Here is a 22,016-nt window from a genome sequence, read left to right on the forward strand (position 1 = left end):
TTTCAGTTTTTAAGCTTTTTTTTGTTCTATAACAGTGAAAGTTAATCAAATTTAAAAAAGAAATACAGAACTGCTGCCCATTCTTTTTTAATTCCTTTGGCATACCCAATGGTAATATGACTGTTGCTCTCTACAGGTCCATTATCTCTGATGTACCCAATGATTGAATGGCTGTTGCTTTCTACTGTACCGTCTTTTTTGACATACCCTACGGTAATATGGCTACTGTTTTCGATGGTTCCATCGTTTTTGATATAACCAATCGTGGAATGACTTTTATTCCTGATTGTTCCGTCTGATTTAATATACCCTACTGTAATATGACTGCTATTCTCAATAGTTCCATCAGGTTTGATATAGCCTGTTGCAATGTGGCTCCCAGATTCTATAGTCTGCGCATTAGCCACGCAAAAGCTGAATAGAAAGAAGCCAATGATTGTTATTTTTTTCATTACTCTAAGTTTTAATGATCTATTCATTTGAGACATTCAAAAGTATTAATTAGTTTCTAAAGAATAGCGCCACTTATAAATAAGTGGCGCTATTTTTATAAAAAAGGTTAATCATTATTTGTGATCCTAAAGAAAAGATACTTTATAAAGTGATGCTTAGGTCTCACTAGATTTCATTATGAATTAACTTTCAAAGATTATTGTTTAATGACTTTTACCGTTTTTACAAAGTTGTTGGCTGCATTCACTTTTATCAGATATACTCCAGATGGGAAAGCAGAAACATCGATCGTTCCTTTATTAGCATTGATCTCTTTCGTAAGAACCTGCTGACCTGCCATATTGAAAACAGTTACCAGAAGAATCTTCTGATCAAAAGAAACCGTCAGAATGTCACGTACAGGATTTGGGAAAACTTTAAGTTGATCTGTCTTCACAGAAACATCTTCAACTTTTAAGTTAGCACTTATAGGACAACCAACAGGGGTGAAAATCTTTCTTGGTAGAAGCGTTCCATCACCTACCTGACCTGCATTATTAGGACCCCATGCTGCTAAAAACCCATTATTATTGATAACAAGTCTGTTATACATATTGGCAGCGATGCTTTTGGTATCAGTTGCGGTTCCTATTTGCACCGGAGCATTTCTGTTGGTTGACGTTCCATCTCCCAATTGTCCGCTACTATTAAGTCCCCAAGCCCAAAGAGTTCCATCTGTTTTGATTCCCATAGAAGAATGAAGATAATCAGCATTTACACTCTTCCAGTTGGTTGCGGCACCAATTTGTGTAGGAATAGTTTTATCGCTTAGGGTTCCGTCTCCTAATTGGCCAAAACTATTGGCTCCCCATGTCCAAAGTGTTCCATCTGTTTTAACTCCGACCGAATGATAAAATCCTCCGACAGCAACTTTCCAGTTGGTTGCAGTTCCAACTTGTGTAGGAACAGATTTATTACCTAGTGTTCCATCTCCTAACTGACCAAAACTATTCCATCCCCAAGCCCAAAGGGTACCGTTGGTTTTTATAGCAATAGTATGTGATACTCCAGGAGCCATAATTTTCCAATCATTGGCAGTTCCGACTTGTGTTGGAGTATTTTTATCGATTACTGTTCCATCTCCTAATTGTCCGTAATTATTCATACCCCACGCCCAAAGAGTTCCATTGGATTTTAAGGCTACTGTAAAATTATCACCATTGGCGATACTCACCCAGTCTGTTTCGGTTCCGATTTGAGTAGGAATCATTTTGTTGACCATCGTACCATCTCCTAACTGACCATACTGGTTACTTCCCCATGCCCAAAGAGTCCCATCTGTTTTAACGGCTACTGTATGATGCATTCCGTTCGATAATTTCAACCAGTTATTAGAAGCTCCAATTTGTACAGGGGCTTGTTTTGAGATTGTACTACCATCTCCAAGCTGTCCAAAGGAATTGCTTCCCCATGTCCATAATGTTCCATCTGTTTTGATTCCAGAAGAATGGCTGAATCCTGAACTCACACTTTCCCAACAGCCTGTTGTCCCTGCAGGAAGTGTTGTAAAGGAACCTACCGGAGTCCAATCACTCTGACTGGATCCACATTTAGAGGCCACCCACCAATAGTAAGTCGTATTTGGCAATAGGTTGGCCAGGTTAGCTGTTGTAGAAACAGCAGCTCCTCCTATTCCTCCTAAAACCGGACTCGCATTATAAAGATACACATATCCTCCATTAGGAGCAGATACCGGGGCTACCCAGTTAAGAGTGGCCGATGAAGAAGTGATATTTGAAGTATACAACTGGCTTGGAGAAAGACAGGTTGTAGTACATACAATAGAAACAAATGCATTCTTTTGAACTGTAGTTGCATCTCCTAGCTGACCTGCTTCATTGGCTCCTGCAGCTTTCAGGAAGCCGTCAGTATTTAAAGCTAATGTATAGTATCCTCCTCCAGAGATCATACTGAAGTCATTGGCATTCGATACAGAGAACGAGCTTGAGTTATTATTAGTTGTGCTGTTCGCCAGCTGCCCAAAATAATTATACCCGGAAGCCAACATATTTCCGGTAGTCGTTATTCCTACCGTATGATGTCCTCCTGCATCAATACTCTGAACTCCATCATAAACAAGGGTTGGTATTAATTTGTTTACATAAGTACCATCACCTAATTGTCCCTGACTATTATCTCCCCAGGTATACATGATTCCATTGGTTGTTTTCCCTACGGAATGCATAAATCCGGCTGCAACATCTGCCCAACTGCTATTCGTGATAATTTGTGTAGGGATATTTTTATTAACCGTTGTCCCATCACCTAGCTGCCCATATTGGTTATTTCCCCAGGTCCATAATGTTCCATTGGTTCTTACTGCCAGAGAGAAGTCAGTTCCTGCTGCTATACTCTTCCAATTGGTTGCTGTACCTATTTGTACAGGCGCGTTCTTATTGGCATTGGTTCCGTCACCTAACTGTCCGGAAAGATTACTTCCCCATGCCCATAGGGTTCCGCCTAATTTGATAGCCAAGGCATGTGTCTTCCCTGCTGCAATATCCAGCCAGTCGGAATTCACCCCTATCTTTGTTGGAATCGATACATTGGTATTCGTTCCGCTTCCTAACTGGCCTGTTGAGTTGTACCCCCAAGACCAAATCGTACCATCTGTTTTTAATCCTATTGAGTACTGAGCACCTCCAACAATTTTTTTCCAATTATTGTCTGTACCAATCTGAATAGGAGTATTTCTATTGGTAATTGTTCCATCACCTAACTGGCCATACTGATTACTTCCCCATGCCCATAAAGTTCCGTCTGTTTTGATTCCTAATGAATGAGTTTCACCTGCATAAATGGTCTGCCAGCACCCTGAAGGAGGGAGTGTGGTAAATGAACCTCCTGATACCCAGCTGCTTTGGCTAGAGCCACAACTTGATGCTACCCACCAATAATAAGTTGTATTAGGTAAAAGGTTGGTAATATCAGCTGATGTAGCAATTGTATTTCCATTAGGACTTCCCATAGTTGCAGAAGTACCATAAGCATATATATATCCTCCGCTAGGTGCTGAATTTGATGCAACCCAGTTCAGTGTAGCTGTTGTAGAGTTTATATTGGAAGCTGACATCTGACTTGGAGGATTACATGGAGTACAGGTAACAGAAACAAATGTATTTTTCTGAATAGTAGTACCATCACCCAATCGTCCTCCATCGTTATTTCCAGATGCTTTTAAGAAGCGGTCTGTATTTAAAACGAATGTATGCATTGCTCCTGCAGAAACTACTGCATTATCACTATCGTTTCCTATAGAAACCCAGGTTGAGCTGTTAGTTGTCGTATTATTTCCGAGCTGGCCAAAATTATTGGCTCCACAAACATATAATTTTCCGGCACTAGTTATTACAGCGGTATGATATGCCCCTGCCGCTATACTTTTAGTAGAAGAATATACAAAAGTAGGAATTAACTTATTCGTATTGGTGCCATCACCAAGTTGACCTCTGTCATTTCTTCCCCAGGTATAAGCAGATCCTCCATTACTACTTGCTATAGAGTGGGTATATCCGGCTGAAACATCTATCCAGCTTGCAGATGTTCCTATTTGTGTAGGTAGAATTCTATCTGTTGTTGTACCGTCTCCTAACTGTCCATAATTGTTTAAGCCCCATCCCCAAAGAGTACCTGAAGTTTTTATTGCCAAAGAGAAACTATCACCTCCGGTAATGTTTTTCCAATCGGTTGCGGTGCCTATTTTTGTAGGTACTGTTTTATTTAAAATGGTACCATCGCCTAATTGTCCGTTTCCATTATTTCCCCAGCCCCAAAGAGTACCGTTTGTTTTTATGGCTAAAGTATGATTATTCCCGCTGCCAATATCTGACCAGTCCGTAGCTGTGCCAATTTGTACAGGTATATTAGTACTGGTAGTGGTTCCGTTTCCTAGCTGACCTGAAGAGTTGTATCCCCAAGCCCATAATGTTCCATTAGTTTTTAGTCCTATTGAATATTGAACCCCGGTTACCACTTTTTTCCAGTTGGTATCTGTACCAATTTTCGTTGGAACGTGTTTGTCGGTATTTGTTCCATCACCTAACTGCCCATCGCTATTCGTACCCCAAGTCCAAAGGGTACCGTCTAATTTTACCCCTGCAGAATGGTTACTTCCGCCAGAAACATTTTGCCAACAACCTGCAGGAGGTAATGTCGTAAAAGATCCTCCAGATATCCAATCACTCTGCGTAGATCCACAATGAGAAGCTACCCACCAATAATAGGTAGTGCTTGGTAACAGATTGGTTACTGCTGCGATTGTAGAACCAGCAGTATTAATGGCATTGTTATTATTTCCTACATTTGATGAAGTACTATATTTATATATATATCCTCCGGCTGGTACTGTTCCCGGCGCTACCCAGTTAAACGTAGCTGCAGTAGAACTAATATTTGTCGCTGACAACTGGCTTGGAACAGGACAGTCTGTAGGACAAGCTATCGCTGCTGGTATTTGTATATTAGCCTGAAATCCGGTAATACCATTACCTAATTGACCAAAATTGTTATACCCCCAAGTATGTAAAGTTCCATTATTGTTTATAGCCATCGAATGGTAATCTCCTGCTGAGATACTGTACCAGCTGTAGGATAGTCCAATACGTTTCGGTGCAGTTCTGTTAGCGTAGGTACCATCACCTAACTGAGCTTCATTATTTTTACCCCAAGCCCAAAGTGAACCATCTGTTTTAATAGCCAGTGAGTGATCTGTATAAGTATCAATATCTCTCCAATTAGTTTCTGTACCAATTTGTGTAGGTACGTTTTTATTGGTAGTGGTTCCATCACCTAATTGACCATAGGCATTAATTCCCCAAGCCCAAAGCGTACCATCTGTTCTTACTGCTAAGGTATGACCTACAGCAGCTTTTATCTTTTTCCAGTTAGTAGCCACTCCGATCTGTGTTGGTACCAGAACATTGGTAGTATTGCCATTACCTAACTGACCATCTGCATTATATCCCCATGTCCAAAGAGTGCCGTCCGTTTTTAAAGCGACAACATTTTCTCCTACAGTAGACACATCCTCCCAGTCAGCTGCAGTACCTATTTGTATCATACTTGACTTACTTATCAGAGTGCCATCTCCCAAAGCCCCATTACTGTTACGTCCACAAGCCCAAAGGGTACCGTTTGTTTTAATAGCTAATGTGGTTTCATATCCCACTGTTACACTTTTCCAATCGGTAGCCGTACCCACTTGCTTAGGTGTAAAAATGGCCACATTATTGCCGTATCCCAATTGTCCGGAATTATTGAAACCCCATGTCCATAGGGTACCATCTTTTCTTAAACCGGCAGCATGTTGCCCACCTGAGACTACATTCTTCCAATTCGTGACAGTGCCAATTCTTTTTGGCATATTATAATTCACATTGGTACCTTCTCCTAAGTTTGAGCCATAGCCCCAGCCCCAAAGGGTACCATCGGGCTTCACAGCAAAACTACGTGAACCGCCAGCCTCTATTTCTTCAAAGCAGCCTGAGAAAGGAAGTGTTGTAAAACTTCCTCCCGGCGTCCAAATAATATTGGATCCACATCTAGAAGCTATCCACCAATAATACGTAGTAGAAGGTAATAAATTCGTTAAGTTTACTGTTGTAGAAACTGTATTACCATTTGAACTCCCTATTGTTGAAGAAGTACCATAAGCATATAAATATCCATTGCTAGGTGCAGCAGCAGCAGGGAACCAATTAAGATCAGCTTCCGTAGAAGTGATATTAGAAGTATACAACTGGCTTGGAGCAGTACAGTTTGAAGTACAGACAACAGAAGTTAGGGTATATTTGTAAGAAGTAGTACCATCCCCTAATTGCCCTGACTGATTAGTTCCGCTTACCTTCAGAAAAGCATCATTATCCAGCACTAAACTAAAGTCAGAAACCATAGAGCTACCAATTGATTTATAATTAGTGGCATTTCCTATGGTAATCCAGTTTTTCTTATCTACCCCAGTACCATCACCCAGCTGTCCACTCTCATTAGCACCAGTAGCAATTAAATTTCCGGTTGTTGTGACGGCCAAGGTATGATTTAATAATGCGCTAACACTTTGAATTCCATTACGCACAAAATTCGGTGTCGTTCGGTCAGTATTGGTATTATCACCTAGCTGTCCTTTATTATTTCGTCCCCAGGTATAAAGCTGCCCATTGGTATTTAATGCTGCAGCATGGGAATATCCTGCTGAAACACTAGCCCAGTTTGTGCTTGTTCCAATTTGTACAGGGTTAAGTAATATTGTTGTGGTACCACTATTCAGTATTCCAAAACTATTAACTCCCCAGCCCCAAAGGGTACCATCTGTTTTTATTGCAAAAGAGAAATTTTCTCCTAATGATATGCTCTTCCAATTGGTTAATGTTCCAATTTGTGTAGGTACAGTTTTGTCTGTATAAGTTCCATCACCCAGGAACGTACCATAACCCCAGCCCCAAAGGCTACCATTGGCTTTTATAGCCATTGTATGTCTAATTCCTGCAGCAATATCTACCCAATCGGTAGCGGTACCGATTTGTGTAGGAACGTTTCTGTTAATTGTCGTTCCATCTCCTAGCTGGCCTATACTGTTACCTCCCCAGGCCCATAATGTTCCATCTGTTTTTATCGCTACCGAATAGTCTATACCAGCAGCTACTTTTTTCCAATTATTGGCCGTACCTATCTGTACGGAAACATTTCTTTGAGTAGTGGTTCCGTCTCCCAATTTACCATAACCATTTGAACCCCAAGCCCAAAGGGTTCCATCTGTTTTTATTCCTAAAGAATGGGTAGCTCCCGAAGAAAGACTCTGCCAACACCCTGCAGGCCCAGGAGCCTGTACATCAATAACATTCTTAAAAGCAGGTCCCCACGTACCATTGCTGTCTTTAACACGAATATTAAACACGTGCAATCCAACGGATGGCAAGGCAATTCCTGTCTTTACCAATTGCTCATAAGAGCTGTCAAAATTACCATCAGCAGCCAAAACTGCTGTACCGTTTCCTGTTCCCGGATCTGTGTCCCAGAAATATTCCGCTTGTGTAAGCGATAGTACCGAAGGGAGCTGACTTTGCTGAACATTAATAATGTTCGTAAAAACCGGTCCCCAAGTTCCATTGCTGTCTTTGATACGGATGCTTAATTTATGTAAACCATTACCAGGTGCCGAAACCCCCGTTCTGGTCAATTGCTCAAAAGCACTGTTGAAACTTCCGTCGGTAGCCAGAACAGCAGTTCCGTTTCCTGTTCCCGGGTCGGTGTCCCAAAAATACTCTGCCTGGCTTACGTACGTCTGTGCCCAGCACAACGTAACCATAAACAAAGCGATTATACTATAGATATATTTATTCATCTTATTGTATGATTAAGAATTATTTAGAAAAACCTGATCCGATGATATTCAAAGTACCATTATTGATGGTTCTTGGAGTTACCAGATAGTTGATCTGAGGTTTAGCACCGCTGTCTGTAGGCCAGTAATTCGCCCAGCTGTTGGAACCGCCATAATGTCCGGCATCATTTCTGGTTAAATCTAAATCTGTATATATTACATCAGGATTTCCTGCATTTACATTCATACCGCTTATGGTATAGTCTGTATTGTTGAAATTCATATTCACGGATCCTGAGTTGTTACTTTGGGTTATTGTTCCTTCTGTTACAAACGGGTTGGTAAATACATTATAGCTGGCATTTACTGCTGCGATATTATTGTTTTTAATGCAGACATTAGTTGTTCCTACTACAAAAGAAGCTGCATTATTCATGATGGAAATATTTCCGGTGTTTCCATTACTTAAATTGATAAAAAATGGAGCTACATCTCCCCCATTCGGATCATAGATTGTATTATTAATGATCTCGTTATTACTCCCTGTTTTAATAGCATAAACAAATACTCCACGACAAAAATTATTATAAAGTTTAAAATTGTAATTGGATTGTGTGTGCACTATACCGAAACTTGCCGCATTCCCATATACCTCTATATCTGAAGAAGCCAGACTGGTATCCGCAGTGGTAGAGTTGATAGAAATAGCCTGCGCTTTATTAGCTGTAACTCTTCCATGAGAAAAATTAATTTCCCCGGATACAACAGAACCAGAAATATTGGTAGTCGTGTTGGCCTGGTTGGTAATAACCTTATTTAAATAACAATTGTAAAGGTTGATCGTAGTTCTTCCCCCTGTTGTAGGGCCACTGGCCACTACGTTATAGATAGTAAAGTTTCCTGAACTCAGATTACTGATCGTTACTACCCTTCCGGCAGCCGGATTGATGGTAACGGTTCCCTGAATGAAATATTTATTATAACTGGTTTCAGAGATAAAAGTCAGAGATTTGTTGATGGTAATATTTTCTACATAAGCAGTCCCGTTTGTTTTGGGCTGAATAATAATCCGGTCTCCATCGGACGCTGCGCTAATCGCTGCACTTACTGTAGAATAGGCACCGCCTGCTCCGGCATTTCTCACATAAAGATCGGCTGCAAAAGCCACCGTGTTGAATAAACCTGTTAAGACAATGATAAGTAATTTTTTTGTCATAATAGTGTAAAAATTAAATGGTTTTAATACTGAGTATACTTTGATTTTTTGAGTTACTGTGCTTCATTTCAATAGTATCCGAGCTCCATCAAACATGATCAGAATATGGAAATTCTGTTCAAAATAGATTGAGTTCTTGCAAAACAGGAGATATCATCAATGAATAACCATTGATTTTAAAAGTATTTTCATGAATCCTATAGTGTTGTAGCATGGTAACTGAGACAACAGCAAATTTTCGTCTCTATTGCTAAAGTATATTTTCTATATTCTTAATAAAGAGCCGAATACCTATCATTTCATTATTAGATATGTCTTCGTCTGATGACAGAAAATAACTCTAGAAGCCCTATCCGTTATTACGACATGGGGATTTCAATAATTCTGAAAAGTTTACTATTGTAGATTAATTGTTGGAAACAATTAGTTTTGTTGAATGGATAAAGTGTGTGTGTTTCTCATGGTTGAATTAGTTTTCAATGTTAGTTTTTGGTTTTTAGTTTTTTGGTGAAAACAATATTATCATCAATAATGATTTTATATTGCAGAATGCAAAAGTATGTCTTTCTGATGGATTCATCAAATTGTTCATCAAAAAATAATATTATTTTATTTCTGATTCATCTGCTTTGTTTGCAATAAATCAGTCTGGTACAGGTTTAAAAACCATTTGGAAGCCATTATGAAATCAGCAATTACAAATACATATTAATAAAAGATTGTAAAGCTCTCGACCTTGGCCCGTCTTTTCTAAATACAAGTACGGTATTCATGGTTCCCAACTGTCTGTTGAGTCTGTAATTTTTAATTTTTCTTCCCGCATAATGTTCGTCAACAATCTCTTCCGGCAACATACTGATTCCCCAACCTGCTTCTACGAAATTGATAATCCCTTCAATAGAATTCACCACCGTACTTTTGTAATTGAGAATGCCTTTATGGCTCAGCCAGGATTCTAATCTTTCTCTAAAAATACATCCTTCATCAAAAACAACAATCTTTAATGGCTCTTTTTCAAGCAATGTCTGAAGCTGTGGTCCCTTTGATGATGTTAAAATAACAAGCTGCTCTTCTTTAATGGAAATCTTTTCAAGTCCATTAACGTTAATAGGAGCAGAAACAAAGGCTGCATCCAATCTGTAGTTTAGAACATCCAATATAAGCGAGTTTCTGGTATCTGACTTAAATTCCAGTTCAACATCCGGATATTTCTCTTCAAAAACACGATATATTTCAGGAGCTTTTAAAGCCATAGTCGTTTCTATGCATCCAATTTTCAGAGAACCTCTGATATGTTCCGCGCTTTGGATTGTATGTTTTGCTTCCTCCATCAAATGCTGAATCTGTTTACAATATTCCATAAGAATCATCCCTTCAGCAGTAAGTTCCACCTTGCGGGAGGTTCGTAAAAAAAGCTTTGTATTAAACTCTTCCTCAAGACTTTTCACTCGTGCAGTAACGTTGGACTGAACGGTAAATGTCATTGTAGCCGCTTTTGTAAAACTCCCCGTTTCTGCAACAGCTTCAAAAATTTTCAGATCGTTTAGATTCATTTTTATTAATCATTAAAAGTGATTACATTGATTACAATTAATCGTTTTTAATAATCAAATATCCGTATTAATTTTGACATTACAAAAAATAAATAGAAATGATATTCAGACAAATCATTACAGCTCTGTCACTTGGCTTACTTTCAAGTCAAATGGTTCATGCACAACTTAATCAAAAAACAATTTCAAATCATCACATTATGGAAAACCAAACCATTCACTATCGCAACATCAAAGTAAACGGACTCAATGTATTTTACAGAGAAGCAGGTCCTGCTGATACTCCAACCCTACTCCTTTTACACGGATATCCGACTTCTTCTCATATGTTTAGAAATCTCATCCCTCTATTAAGTAAAAAGTATCATGTCATCGCTCCGGATCTTCCTGGATTTGGTTATTCAGATGCACCTGATCATCAACAGTTTTCTTATACATTTGATCATCTGACCGAAGTGGTTCAGGGGTTTATTGATCAATTAAAGGTAAAACGTTTTGCCGTCTATATCTTTGACTATGGCGCACCGATAGGTTTACGTCTGGCTATGAATAATCCTGAAAAAATTACCGGTATTATTTCTCAAAACGGAAATGCCTACGAGGAAGGGCTGAGCAATGAGTGGAATCCTATACAAAAATACTGGAAAGATCCGTCAGAGGCTAACAGGCTTGCCTTAAAAGATTTTGTTTCTAAGGAAGCCACCACTTTTCAGTACTATCATGGAGTTTCCGATCCTTCTTTAATTGCTCCGGAAACGTATACACTGGATCAAAAATTTCTGGACAGACCTGGCAATATTGAAATACAGCTGGATCTGGTAAAAGACTACAGAACAAATGTAGCGTTATATCCTCAGTTTCATACGTATTTTAGAAAATATCAGCCTAAATTACTACTCGTATGGGGAAACAAAGATCCCTATTTTCTTCCTGAAGGAGCCAAAGCGTATCTGAAAGATCTTCCAAAAGCCAAGCTTAAGTTCTACGATACCGGTCATTTCGCACTGGAAACACATGCCGCAGAAATAGGTGCTGAAATATTTGAATTTATGGGAACCCTACCCAAGTAATTCTTACAAATAAATATTTAATGTTGAAGGTAATGATCATACCTGGATAAAAATCAACTTTATCAAGCAAAGCTATATTTTCCATGTATCAGAGAATCCGGGCCAATATCTTCGATATTGGCCCGGATTCTAAATTTAAAATATAGGATTATCATTACTCCACAAAAGATTTTTTCTTTGAATCTTCCACTGCTACAATTTTTATCCGTTCGATCCATTTTTTCCGGTCATCATCATTCATTTCATGCAAAGGTCCTATATAATCATTGCTAAAGGATGAAATTCCGCAATACTCTAAAATTCCTTTTTGCAGTTGAACCAGCCCGCTCGATTTATACACTTCATCATAATCGTCTGTTGAGATATCTCCTGCTGTTGTAATAATTCTTGCTGTTTTGGCTTTAAATAGTCCTTCACTGGTTCCATCTTTATTTCTTTTGAAAGTAATACCCGGAAGAAAAGCTCTGTCAAGAAAACCTTTCATAACAGCGGGCATTCCCAGCCACCATATGGGATGAATCCATACCTGATGATCGCTCCAGTGAAGATCTTCCAATGCTGTAACAAGATCGGGTTCCAGTTCCATCCGTTGTCGATATCCAAACTGAAGATTAGGATTAAAGTACAATTCTCCGATGGCAATATACCGTAAATCCGCGCCAAAGGCTTTAGCAGCTTCTCTGTAAGAAACAGCAATAGCACTATTATAACTATCCTTGTCGGGATGACCATTGATCACTACAATTTTTTTCATATTCTTAGTATATTATTCATTAATGGGTTCTAACATTTCATTTTCATTTGTTGCATACAATGATCAGTTTGCGTGTATTCCATTTACTGAGACAAAAATAGACCGCATAAAACATCAAAAACAGGTACATTTAAAGCTTTTTTAGGTATCTTTACTCTATGGCAAGAGAAAATATCCATAATTCCCTTGAAGTATTTTATGAAAAGGTAGACGATTGTCCGCTTCGGGACAGGAAATTCAATTTTTTTGAAATGGTCTATGTTATTTCAGGCAGGGGTAAACATATTGTGAATGATCATCAACTTTCTTATGACAAAGGAGATTTATTCCTCATTACGCCTTATGATTCTCATGGTTTTGATCTGGAGGGAACCAATGAGTTTATGGTGGTGCGCTTTGGTGAAAAATACATCAGGGAATATCAGTGGAAAAGTATAGATCATATTGAATGTCTGCTGTATCACGCTTCCCATTTATCAGGATCTATCCTTACGAATAAAGATGATAAGCAGATGGTGAATATGTTAATTGAAAATCTTCAGAAAGCTGTTGAACGCGACGGGATGTATGGAGAGGATCTTATCCGACATCTGGTTAATACCATTATTGTGATTGCTGCAAGAAATATTGCGGTGATACAACCCCAGAATATTGCTCCTCATCCCGATATCAGATTGATGCAAATATTAGATTACATACAAGAACATATCCGCCAGCCGGATTGTTTAAAAGTTCCGGTAATTGCAGAAAAATTTGGATTTTCGCCAACTTATTTGGGTCATTATTTCCGTAAACAATGCAATGAATCGATACTGCAGTATATTTCATCCTACCGGATTCGCTTAATAGAGCACCGTTTACGTTTCAGCAATAAAAGAGTTCACGAAATAGCCGATGAATTCGGATTCGCTGACGAAAGCCATATCAATAAGTTTTTCAAAAGACACAAAGGAACATCTCTAAAGAAACATAAAAATGAATTAAAAAAAACAGGTAATCCTGTATTATTTCCCTAATTTTATTCTTTATCCTGTTTAAGTCAGTCTAAAAAGAAAGAAAAAGCCAAAGTTAATCTGGTTTATTACACAATAGCTTTCTGATCTGACCATTTTTAGTTATTTTTACCTCGTAATATATAAATAATATATGAAAAAAATCGTATTTGCAGGAATAGTAACCCTAGCAGGATTTCTAACGGCAAAAGCACAGTGTACTACTGTAAACAAACTTTCAGAAAATTTTGACAGCTGGAAGGAGATCAATAAATGCTGGACAGCTCAGGCAGGGAAAGCAATGCTTTATGCGGGTGACAAAAAAATCATATTTTACTCTATGAACGATCCAAGAGAAAATATGTATTTGGTAACTCCAAAAGTGAAAGCAGGAAGCTATACATTAACTCTTGATGTTTCAGACAACGGAGGAGAAACTACCCTGGAACTGTTCTCTGTAGATAATCCGTCTGATACTAAATCTTTTGCTTCTATTGCTAAAGCATCGAAAATAACAGGCGATAAAAAAACATACAACATCTCTCTTAAAAAAGATACCCGTTTAGGTTTCAAGGTTTTGTTGAATGGAGTTCATCAGGCCGTGTATTTGGACAACTTATCTTTACAGCCTAAAAAATAATTCGTTGACCCTGACCCATCAGTATAAACCAGAATTATATAGCCATATAAAAAAGCATCATTAGTTTTAATGATGCTTTTTGTATGTGGTAAGGGGATTAACTTCTATTCTAAGGGCAAAATCTGAATTATTTTAATGTAGAATTCGTTTTTTGAACAAAATAATTCCATTCTTTATTTAGATGTGCCAGAGCTTTTTTCTTTTCAGTTTCGCTTAAAGAAGAATAATTAATAGAGTTGAAAACAAGTTTCTTCAATGCTTTTACATCCAATTCCCAATAGACAAAAGCTACCCAGAAATCATAACTCAGCCCTTCATAACCGTATACGGATGGATCATCACTATTGATAGAACACTGTATTCCGTTGCTCAGCAAAACTCTTGCAGGATGATTTCTCAAATCGCTTACATAGCCAAGAACCTGATTACTGATCGGGCTTACTTCCACCAATTTGCTCTGCTTTCTGATGAGTTCCATTGTTTTTGGAAAATAGATCAGATTCAGTCCATGGCCAATTCTCTGGTTGTTTAATAATCCTACATCCAGAATATTTTTATTCAAAACAGAAGTACTTTCTCCGGCATGAAGAAAAAGAGGCATGGCTACCCCGTATTTTTTCGTCAGTATATTCAACGTTTCCCAGTTTTTCTGGAATGAGTTGATTCTATTCCCTGCAGCTTCATCTGCTACGAGATCAAAACCTGAAATAACATCCGGAAACTCTTTCTTCAATTCAAAAGCCGTTATAAGCTGCTCTTCTACTTTTGGAGAATCTAAAAATTTAAAACTGGAATAAATCAGCTTCATCGTAAACTCCGGATATGACTGATGCATTTCTTTGACAACATCCTGCAAATCTGTAATAGAAGTTTTTAAAGGATACTTGCCATGCTGAAAATCATAGAGCTCTTCAAAAATAAATCGGATTTCTACATTTTGTACCTTGTCTTTTGCCAGATCCTGAAAACCTTTCAGATAATATTTTTTAAAGAACGGACGGTAAGACAGCAAAAGGCTAATACGTTTAAACCGTTTTTCAAATTCAATCCAATAATCTGAATAATCACAAAGCTGATCGCGTTTCAGAATCAGAAGTTTCTGCAGTTCTTTTTCAAACTCAGGATGTGAAGATAATTTATCTTTCAGATTTACGAATCCTTTTGGAATCTCCCCTTCTTTGAAAAAGCCCAATTGTCCAAAGATAAAATCCTTGTTATCTGCCTGATCATAAACATAACATTCTTTATATTCTTTTGCTGTAGAAATGACCCACTTTACGTCGGTTATCCCTCCGCTATGAGTGTGAAGCAGACTTCCTTTGGGCATTGCCTGTATAACCTCAAATAGCCTACTGCTTTCGATGAGTGATTTTATCTGGGTAAAAGAGTGATTATATAAAGGTATTTTCTGTTTTTCAGTTTCAGCAAGAAATTGCTTTCTTATCTGCTGTAATTTGTTATCCAATGTTTTTTCAGCATCAGACAGCTTAAGATCAGAATCAAAAGCAACAGCTTCATTTTCCTTTTCTGCCTGCAGCCAATTTTGCTGGTAGGTAGGTTTTTCAACAGTTTTATTTTGAGCCCAAAACCAGGGAGATCCCAAAAGTAAAACATAAGTAAGGTATTTTTTCATCATATATTGGTTGTATTTGTATCAGCGATTATGCTTAATCGCTGTAAGAGTAGTTCACAGAAGCAAAAAATGTGCAAAAGAAAACTATTTCAAAAATAGATTATTTTTTCGGGTAAAAGAACTTCGAACGGTACAATCATTTTGCGCGGCAAAGTAATGAAAAAGTCTACAAAAACAATAGACTTATCATGTTAATTTTTATTCACTGTTAAAATAATCATTAAAAAAATATTTCAAACATTTAAACACAAAACACCAAACAACTGATTTACAATTAACTAAATCCAATATTTTATATCAAAATCAAATACCCTACTAAATTAGTAGACTTATATGATTTATCTCATATGACATGTTAATAGTGTTTTGTGAATTATTAAATACTTTTGACACAGTTAAAAAAAACATAAAATTTATTCTCATGAATAAGAACTACTTTGATTCTTACCTATGCACCATCATGGCTCCAGTGTCTGTTCAGAAAGAAGTTTCTGCACATTGCGGCCTGTCACTACACAACTCTATTTCTCAGAATATGTGTTTTGATATGATGTGTAACATGATGATGTTCTAAACTTTCAAAGAAATACATCCATTACTGTAGGAATTAAAGCCAATAAGTTTACCCCTTATTGAATCCGGTAAAGTCTCCTGTATAATTTTTAACATTCCATCTTGCGATAACCTCCCATTGAAAGGAGGCAGAGATTTCTATTTCCTGTGCAGAAAGATCAGCAGTAATCCACCTTTAATTTTAAACCTAGATTAATATAATGAAAAAGAAACAATGCAAACTTGGTGTATTGGCCCTGCTGCTATTTGCGGAATACGGCTTTGCACAGAGTAAAGACAGTCTTTCCAACGAAACCTCCATCAAAGAAGTGGTGGTGGTAGCTTTCGGAAAGCAGAAAAAAGAAGAAATAACAGGTTCTGTACAATCTTTAAAAGCCAAAGATCTGTCCAGCCTTCAAAACGGAAATGTACTGCAGGGAATTGGCGGTAAAGTAGCAGGAGTACAGGTAATCTCGTCAGGTCAGCCGGGTTCACAGCCTACGATCAGAATGAGAGGTATTGGTTCCATTAATGCCTCCAGCGATCCTCTGATTGTATTAGATGGCATCCCTTACAGTGGAAACCTCAACAGTATTGCAGCATCAGATATTGAAAGTATATCTTTCCTTGAAGATGCTTCCTCCAACGCTCTATATGGTTCCAGAGGAGCAAATGGTGTCATCATTGTGAATACCAAACGAGGTAAAAATAAAGGGCTAAGCATTGATGCGGATATCAGAACCGGAGTTAACTTCAGATCTATTGAAGATTATTCGGTTTATACATCTCCACAAGATTATTACACGGCCTATTACAACAGAGCCAGAATTGGAGAAATAGCGAGATTAAAACAACCAGGAGCCGTTCCTTCAGGAGCTAGTCCTCATGATGTAGGTCTTACAGCTTTAAATAAACTGGGGTATAATGCTTACAATGTTCCTTTCAATAAGCTGATTGGAAAAGACGGTTCTTTTAATCAAGATGCTCAATTATTGTATCAGGACGACTGGAAAAAACTTCTTTTCAGGCCGGCTTTGAGACGGGAAGCCACCGTTGGGATCAATGCTAATAGTGATCAGGTAAAATCTTACACTTCCTTAAATTATCTGGATGATAAAGGATATCTAATCTCTTCAGGATTTGAACGATTTGGAATCAGGTCTAATGTAGACTACTCCATTACGTCAAAATTGAAATTAACAAGTGCTCTGTCTTATACTTACAGCAAGCAGGACTTTGGAGAAACAGGCGGTTTTTCCAATCCTTTTCAATTTGCGAGAAATATAGCACCCTTCTATCCTGTTTTCTTAAGAGATAACAATTACCAAAGGCTTTATGATATTCATGGAGATGCATTATACGATTATGGAGACGGGCAAGGTCCCAACGGAAGCACGAGATCTTATGCCGTTTTTGAAAATCCTGTAGGAAATCTTCAGAAAAATAAATCTCAGACGGTTAATAATAGTACCAATATCAATCTCGGATTAAATTATGAGATCATCAAAGGATTGGATTTCACCTATAATTTCGGAGCGTATCTGGAAAATGTAAAAAATCTTCAGTTTGGAAATACAGAGGGAGGAACGTCCTCATCGGTAGGAGGTACCATATCACAAGGTTCTACATTCAGATATACTTTGAACCACCAGCAATTGCTTACTTATCAGAAGAAACTGGATAAACATAACTTCAATATTCTTGTAGGACATGAACTCAATAAAATAAAAAATGAAGGTTTTTCCGGATCAAAGCAACAGCTTTTATTACCTAACTCTGCCTCTTTTGACAATGCTGTAAAAATAACAGATCTGTCAGGAAATGGTTATACATACGCTGTAGAAGGCTATTTCTCAAGATTACTTTATAATTATGACGGGAAATACTTCTTCAACGCCAATATACGAAGAGACGGCTCTTCTGTTTTTTCTCCGGAAAGCAGATGGGGAAATTTCTATGGATTGGGAGTGGCATGGAATATTGCAAAAGAAAATTTTCTGAAGGATAATACTGTCATCAATTCCTTGAAATTAAAAGCTTCTTACGGACAGCAAGGAAATGACAATATACTTCTGGATGGATCCAACAGAGATTATTACGCCTATCAGGACATCTACGGAATCAATAATTTCGGAGATGGAAAACCTGTTTTGTCATTAAAGAAACAGGGAAATAAGGATTTGAAATGGGAAACCTCCAAAAACCTGAATGCAGGGTTTGAAATCTCTCTTTTAAAGAACAGAATTAGCTTGAATGCTGATTATTTTGAACGAAAAGTATCAGATATGATCTATGCACTGCCATTGCCTCCATCCAATGCCGGTTCTTATGTGAAATACGGAAATATAGGTGATATGACCAACCGTGGTGTTCAGGCCAACATCAACGTAGATATTTTCCGTACAGAAGATTTCCAGTGGAATGTGTACGCCAATGCTACTCATTACAAAAATACCATCACAAAGTTACCTGCTGAGCAAAGAAATACAGGGCTTGTAACAGGTTTATTCATTCTGACAGAAGGAGGAGACCGATATACCTATTACCTTAAAGAGTTTGCCGGTGTGAATCCTGACAATGGGGATGCTTTATGGTACCGTACCACCATCAACCCGATCACCCAAAAGGAAGAGAAAACCATCACCAACAACTATAAGGAAGCTACAGATTACAATACCGGAAAATCTGCTATTCCAAAAGTATATGGAGGATTCGGAACTGACGTGACTTTCAAACGTTTTAACCTGGCCGTTAATTTTGCTTACCAGTTTGGCGGTTATGGGTATGATGATATTTACAGAAGCCTGTTCCATTCAGATACCTATGGTTCCAATTATTCAACTGATCTGAGCAAAACCTGGACGCCGGAAAATCCTAATGCAGAACTGCCACGAGTAGATCTTACTTCTACCAATCAGAATGGAAATTCTACCCTATACCTGATAAAATCAGACTATATCAGCCTTCAGGATGTGAGCTTATCCTATCAGCTGCCGGATGATTTTGCCAGACAGGTAGGATTGTCGGCCTTAAAACTATATGTGACAGGAAACAACCTTTACTTATGGTCAAAAAGAAAAGGATACGACCCGAGAGCCTCTTTAACAGGAGTATCTGATCCTTACAGATATTCTCTGCTATCCAGCGTTTCTCTAGGTTTTAAACTAACATTTTAAAAGAAGACAATGAAAAAAATAAAATACTTTATAGCACTCGCTGGTATCAGCCTCCTAACCCAAAGCTGTGCCAACGATCTGAATACTTTACCGGAAGGAAATATATCCGGTGAACAGCTGAATGAAGACCAGTCTAAGCCCGAGAAAATTCTGGGTGGAATTTACCTTGATCTAAGAAGCAACGGTGCCGGAGGAACAACGGTACACTCTGATTTCGGAATTATGGGGATAAAAGCTGGAGCAGATTTGATGTCCAATGATGTTATACAATCTACCAATCAGCATTTGGGAATGTTTTATAACTATGAAGCGACCAATGCCAGTAACATTGCGTCAGAAATTGTATGGACTACTTTTTATGCAAGAATATTTGTGATCAATAAACTGCTGGACGATCTCAAAAATGATACCGGTACCAAAAACAGAGCGATTAAGGGGCAATTGCTTGCTTTAAGGGCTTATTCCTACTTTCATCTGATCCGTTTTTATGCTAATGATTATAAAAACCATCAGTCCGATCCGGGGCTTCCATTAGTCCTTACGAGCAGCAATCCCAGCCAGGGACTTCCAAGATCAACAGTCGCTGAAGTATATGCTCAAATCACTCAGGATATTGAAGAGTCTATAACACTCCTTGACAGTTTTGCACGTTCATCAAGAGCTCAGATTGATCAACGAACCGCAAAAGCAATTGCCGCAGATGTATTTTTACAGACAGGAGATTATACAAAAGCTGCTAAATATGCTCAGGAAAGTAAACAGGGGATTGCTCTGATGACGGAAAATGACTATACAACAACCGGGTTTTCGAATATCAATAATCCTGAGGTAATCTGGGGATTCCATAATACAACTGCCACCATGAGCATTGGAAATTATTATGCGTCATTTTTTTCTATGTTTGATAATACCAATGAAGGATATGCAGGTGCCGCTCAAATCCGTAAGCTGATAGACAAACGTCTTTATGAAGCCATTCCGGATACGGATTACCGTAAAAAGGTGTTCAATGGAAGCCAGAATGCTCAATACACTTTCAACGGAAAAACCAAAAACTATCCGGCCTATGTGAGCTGGAAGTTTAAGGATCCTACACTTTTTGAAGGAGATTATATCTATATCCGAGCTTCTTCACTGTATTATATAGAGGCGGAGGCTCTTGCAAGACAGGGACGAGAAGCGGAAGCGAGACAAGTTCTGTTTGATATTACTTCTAAAAGGAATGTGACTTATACCCTATCTACAAAATCCGGCAATGATTTGATCAATGAAATTATCCTTCAGAAAAGAATAGAACTTTGGGGTGAAGGCTACGCCTGGTTTGATATGAAGAGATTGAATGTTCCTTTGGAAAGAGTGTATACAGGAACCAATCATACCTTTGGAAGGTTTAACCTGGCGCCGGATAAATTCAAATTTCAGATTCCGAATAAAGAGATTAATAATAACCCGCAAATCAAACAAAATGAATAGATAAGTAAACACGTTGCTGTAAAGCACAACAATTTTAATATATTCTGAAGATTGAGGCTGGCTCAAAATGAGCCAGCCTCAATTCTTTTGCGATAAATAAGTCAATAGTATCATGTATTTAACCTTTACACATTGAAAATATGCTATAAAAACAGATCTCCATCTTTTTCATTAATTTTATACCTATCCGTCAAAAAATATACCTGAAAAGCTTATATTTGAAAACAAAAAAACACAAAACCAACCAGACTCAACATGAAAAATAATTTTATTTTCATTGTATTTACCTTACTACTAAGTTCACCTTTTTTTGCTCAAACCAAAACCCCAAAAGAACTGACAGAAACTATTAACTCTATCATTTTAAGTAAAAAAGCTGATGTAGGAGTCTCCATTGTTGAGCTTTCTAAAAAAACGGCAGTACAGGTAAATGGTGAGAAACCTTATCCCATGCTGAGTACCGTAAAATTCCCTATTGCTTTAACTATTCTTCACAAAATAGAAAAAGGGGAACTGTCTATGCAACAGAAATTATTCATCAAAAAAGAAGAACTTTTAGAGAATACCTGGAGCCCCTTTAAAGAAAAACATCCTGGCGGAAATATAGAGATCACTCTTGAAGATGCCATGAAGTGGATGGTTTCTTACAGTGATAATAATTTAACGGATATTCTTCTGAGACTGATTGGCGGTACAGAGCCTGTTCAAAAAATGCTTCAAAGTAAGAACTTCATTATTCAAAATAACGAAGAAGATATGCACAAAGACTGGGAATCTCAGTTTATCAATACCATAACGCCCAAAGAAGCTACCAGACAGCTTCAGAACTTCTATACTGGTAAAATCCTGAACAAAGAACATACACAATGGCTTTATACCGCAATGCTCAATAATGTTTCAGGAACCAAAAGATTAAAAGGCAAGCTTCCCCATACCGTAAAGTTAGCCCACAGAACGGGAACATCTTTTACGAATGAAACAGGAATGACAGGAGCCATCAATGATTTCGGAATCATTGAACTTCCCGGCAAAAGGAGAATATATATTGCCGTTTTTGTTCATGACACTTTCGAAAAATTTGAAGATGCGGAAGGAATTATCGCAGATATTGCCAAAGCCACTTATGATTACTACAACAAAAAATAAA

At 37.9% G+C, this 22,016-nt stretch carries 13 protein-coding genes; 7 read left to right on the forward strand and 6 right to left on the reverse strand.

Annotation, left to right across the window (positions count from 1 at the left end):
* Positions 1 to 41 precede the first annotated feature (41 nt).
* From ACL9RH_RS09980 to ACL9RH_RS09995, 4 genes are all read right to left on the reverse strand, one after another.
* On the reverse strand, positions 42 to 452 hold the full coding sequence (locus tag ACL9RH_RS09980) for a 5-fold beta-flower protein (protein WP_422693213.1): 411 nt from the start codon (positions 450 to 452) through the stop codon (positions 42 to 44).
* A 197-nt stretch (positions 453 to 649) separates the two neighbouring features.
* A complete protein-coding gene (locus ACL9RH_RS09985; protein WP_422693214.1) occupies positions 650 to 7,831 on the reverse strand; it encodes a fibronectin type III domain-containing protein in 7,182 nt (2,393 codons plus the stop codon).
* Positions 7,832 to 7,850: 19 nt separating this feature from the next.
* The gene (locus ACL9RH_RS09990; RefSeq protein ID WP_422693215.1) at positions 7,851 to 9,026 is read right to left on the reverse strand and encodes a hypothetical protein; all 1,176 of its coding nucleotides are present in this window, start codon (positions 9,024 to 9,026) and stop codon (positions 7,851 to 7,853) included.
* A gap of 695 nt (positions 9,027 to 9,721) precedes the next feature.
* Positions 9,722 to 10,579: a LysR family transcriptional regulator gene (locus tag ACL9RH_RS09995; RefSeq protein ID WP_422693216.1), complete on the reverse strand. Its 858-nt coding sequence runs from the start codon at positions 10,577 to 10,579 to the stop codon at positions 9,722 to 9,724.
* A gap of 98 nt (positions 10,580 to 10,677) precedes the next feature.
* Here ACL9RH_RS09995 and ACL9RH_RS10000 point away from each other — a divergent pair, with 98 nt between their 5' ends.
* Positions 10,678 to 11,649 carry an alpha/beta fold hydrolase gene (locus ACL9RH_RS10000; RefSeq protein WP_422693217.1) on the forward strand — a complete coding sequence of 324 codons (972 nt, stop codon included), beginning with the start codon at positions 10,678 to 10,680 and terminating at the stop codon, positions 11,647 to 11,649.
* A 154-nt stretch (positions 11,650 to 11,803) separates the two neighbouring features.
* Here the strand turns inward: ACL9RH_RS10000 and ACL9RH_RS10005 are convergent, their stop codons facing one another.
* Positions 11,804 to 12,403 (reverse strand): NAD(P)H-dependent oxidoreductase, encoded by a 600-nt coding sequence (locus ACL9RH_RS10005; protein WP_422693218.1) that lies wholly within the window; start codon positions 12,401 to 12,403, stop codon positions 11,804 to 11,806.
* A gap of 158 nt (positions 12,404 to 12,561) precedes the next feature.
* Between ACL9RH_RS10005 and ACL9RH_RS10010 the strand changes: the two genes are divergently transcribed.
* A complete protein-coding gene (locus tag ACL9RH_RS10010; RefSeq protein ID WP_422693219.1) occupies positions 12,562 to 13,419 on the forward strand; it encodes an AraC family transcriptional regulator in 858 nt (285 codons plus the stop codon).
* 130 nt (positions 13,420 to 13,549) lie between these two features.
* Positions 13,550 to 14,035 (forward strand): hypothetical protein, encoded by a 486-nt coding sequence (locus ACL9RH_RS10015; protein ID WP_422693220.1) that lies wholly within the window; start codon positions 13,550 to 13,552, stop codon positions 14,033 to 14,035.
* A gap of 127 nt (positions 14,036 to 14,162) precedes the next feature.
* Here ACL9RH_RS10015 and ACL9RH_RS10020 read toward each other — a convergent pair whose 3' ends face one another.
* Entirely contained in the window at positions 14,163 to 15,671 is a 1,509-nt protein-coding gene (locus ACL9RH_RS10020) for an adenosine kinase (protein ID WP_422693221.1), read from the reverse strand.
* Between the two features lie 418 nt (positions 15,672 to 16,089).
* Between ACL9RH_RS10020 and ACL9RH_RS10025 the strand changes: the two genes are divergently transcribed.
* From ACL9RH_RS10025 to bla, 4 genes are all read left to right on the forward strand, one after another.
* Positions 16,090 to 16,242 carry a hypothetical protein gene (locus ACL9RH_RS10025; protein WP_422693222.1) on the forward strand — a complete coding sequence of 51 codons (153 nt, stop codon included), beginning with the start codon at positions 16,090 to 16,092 and terminating at the stop codon, positions 16,240 to 16,242.
* Between the two features lie 199 nt (positions 16,243 to 16,441).
* The gene (locus ACL9RH_RS10030) at positions 16,442 to 19,396 is read left to right on the forward strand and encodes a SusC/RagA family TonB-linked outer membrane protein (RefSeq protein ID WP_422693223.1); all 2,955 of its coding nucleotides are present in this window, start codon (positions 16,442 to 16,444) and stop codon (positions 19,394 to 19,396) included.
* 9 nt (positions 19,397 to 19,405) lie between these two features.
* The gene (locus ACL9RH_RS10035) at positions 19,406 to 20,869 is read left to right on the forward strand and encodes a RagB/SusD family nutrient uptake outer membrane protein (RefSeq protein ID WP_422693224.1); all 1,464 of its coding nucleotides are present in this window, start codon (positions 19,406 to 19,408) and stop codon (positions 20,867 to 20,869) included.
* Positions 20,870 to 21,124: 255 nt separating this feature from the next.
* Positions 21,125 to 22,015: a class A beta-lactamase gene (bla, locus tag ACL9RH_RS10040; RefSeq protein ID WP_422693225.1), complete on the forward strand. Its 891-nt coding sequence runs from the start codon at positions 21,125 to 21,127 to the stop codon at positions 22,013 to 22,015.
* Position 22,016: the final 1 nt, after the last annotated feature.

Source organism: Chryseobacterium sp. Mn2064 (genome assembly GCF_049319685.1).
In the GTDB taxonomy this organism is placed as follows: Bacteria; Bacteroidota; Bacteroidia; order Flavobacteriales; family Weeksellaceae; genus Chryseobacterium.

Excerpts from the sequence above, each read along its gene's own strand:
- ACL9RH_RS09980 (WP_422693213.1), bottom strand. The coding sequence starts at position 452 with ATGAAAAAAATAACAATCATTGGCTTCTTTCTATTCAGCTTTTGCGTG.
- ACL9RH_RS09985 (WP_422693214.1), bottom strand. The coding sequence starts at position 7,831 with ATGAATAAATATATCTATAGTATAATCGCTTTGTTTATGGTTACGTTG.
- ACL9RH_RS09990 (WP_422693215.1), bottom strand. The coding sequence starts at position 9,026 with ATGACAAAAAAATTACTTATCATTGTCTTAACAGGTTTATTCAACACG.
- ACL9RH_RS09995 (WP_422693216.1), bottom strand. The coding sequence starts at position 10,579 with ATGAATCTAAACGATCTGAAAATTTTTGAAGCTGTTGCAGAAACGGGG.
- ACL9RH_RS10000 (WP_422693217.1), top strand. The coding sequence starts at position 10,678 with ATGATATTCAGACAAATCATTACAGCTCTGTCACTTGGCTTACTTTCA.
- ACL9RH_RS10005 (WP_422693218.1), bottom strand. The coding sequence starts at position 12,403 with ATGAAAAAAATTGTAGTGATCAATGGTCATCCCGACAAGGATAGTTAT.
- ACL9RH_RS10010 (WP_422693219.1), top strand. The coding sequence starts at position 12,562 with ATGGCAAGAGAAAATATCCATAATTCCCTTGAAGTATTTTATGAAAAG.
- ACL9RH_RS10015 (WP_422693220.1), top strand. The coding sequence starts at position 13,550 with ATGAAAAAAATCGTATTTGCAGGAATAGTAACCCTAGCAGGATTTCTA.
- ACL9RH_RS10020 (WP_422693221.1), bottom strand. The coding sequence starts at position 15,671 with ATGATGAAAAAATACCTTACTTATGTTTTACTTTTGGGATCTCCCTGG.
- ACL9RH_RS10025 (WP_422693222.1), top strand. The coding sequence starts at position 16,090 with ATGAATAAGAACTACTTTGATTCTTACCTATGCACCATCATGGCTCCA.
- ACL9RH_RS10030 (WP_422693223.1), top strand. The coding sequence starts at position 16,442 with ATGAAAAAGAAACAATGCAAACTTGGTGTATTGGCCCTGCTGCTATTT.
- ACL9RH_RS10035 (WP_422693224.1), top strand. The coding sequence starts at position 19,406 with ATGAAAAAAATAAAATACTTTATAGCACTCGCTGGTATCAGCCTCCTA.
- bla (WP_422693225.1), top strand. The coding sequence starts at position 21,125 with ATGAAAAATAATTTTATTTTCATTGTATTTACCTTACTACTAAGTTCA.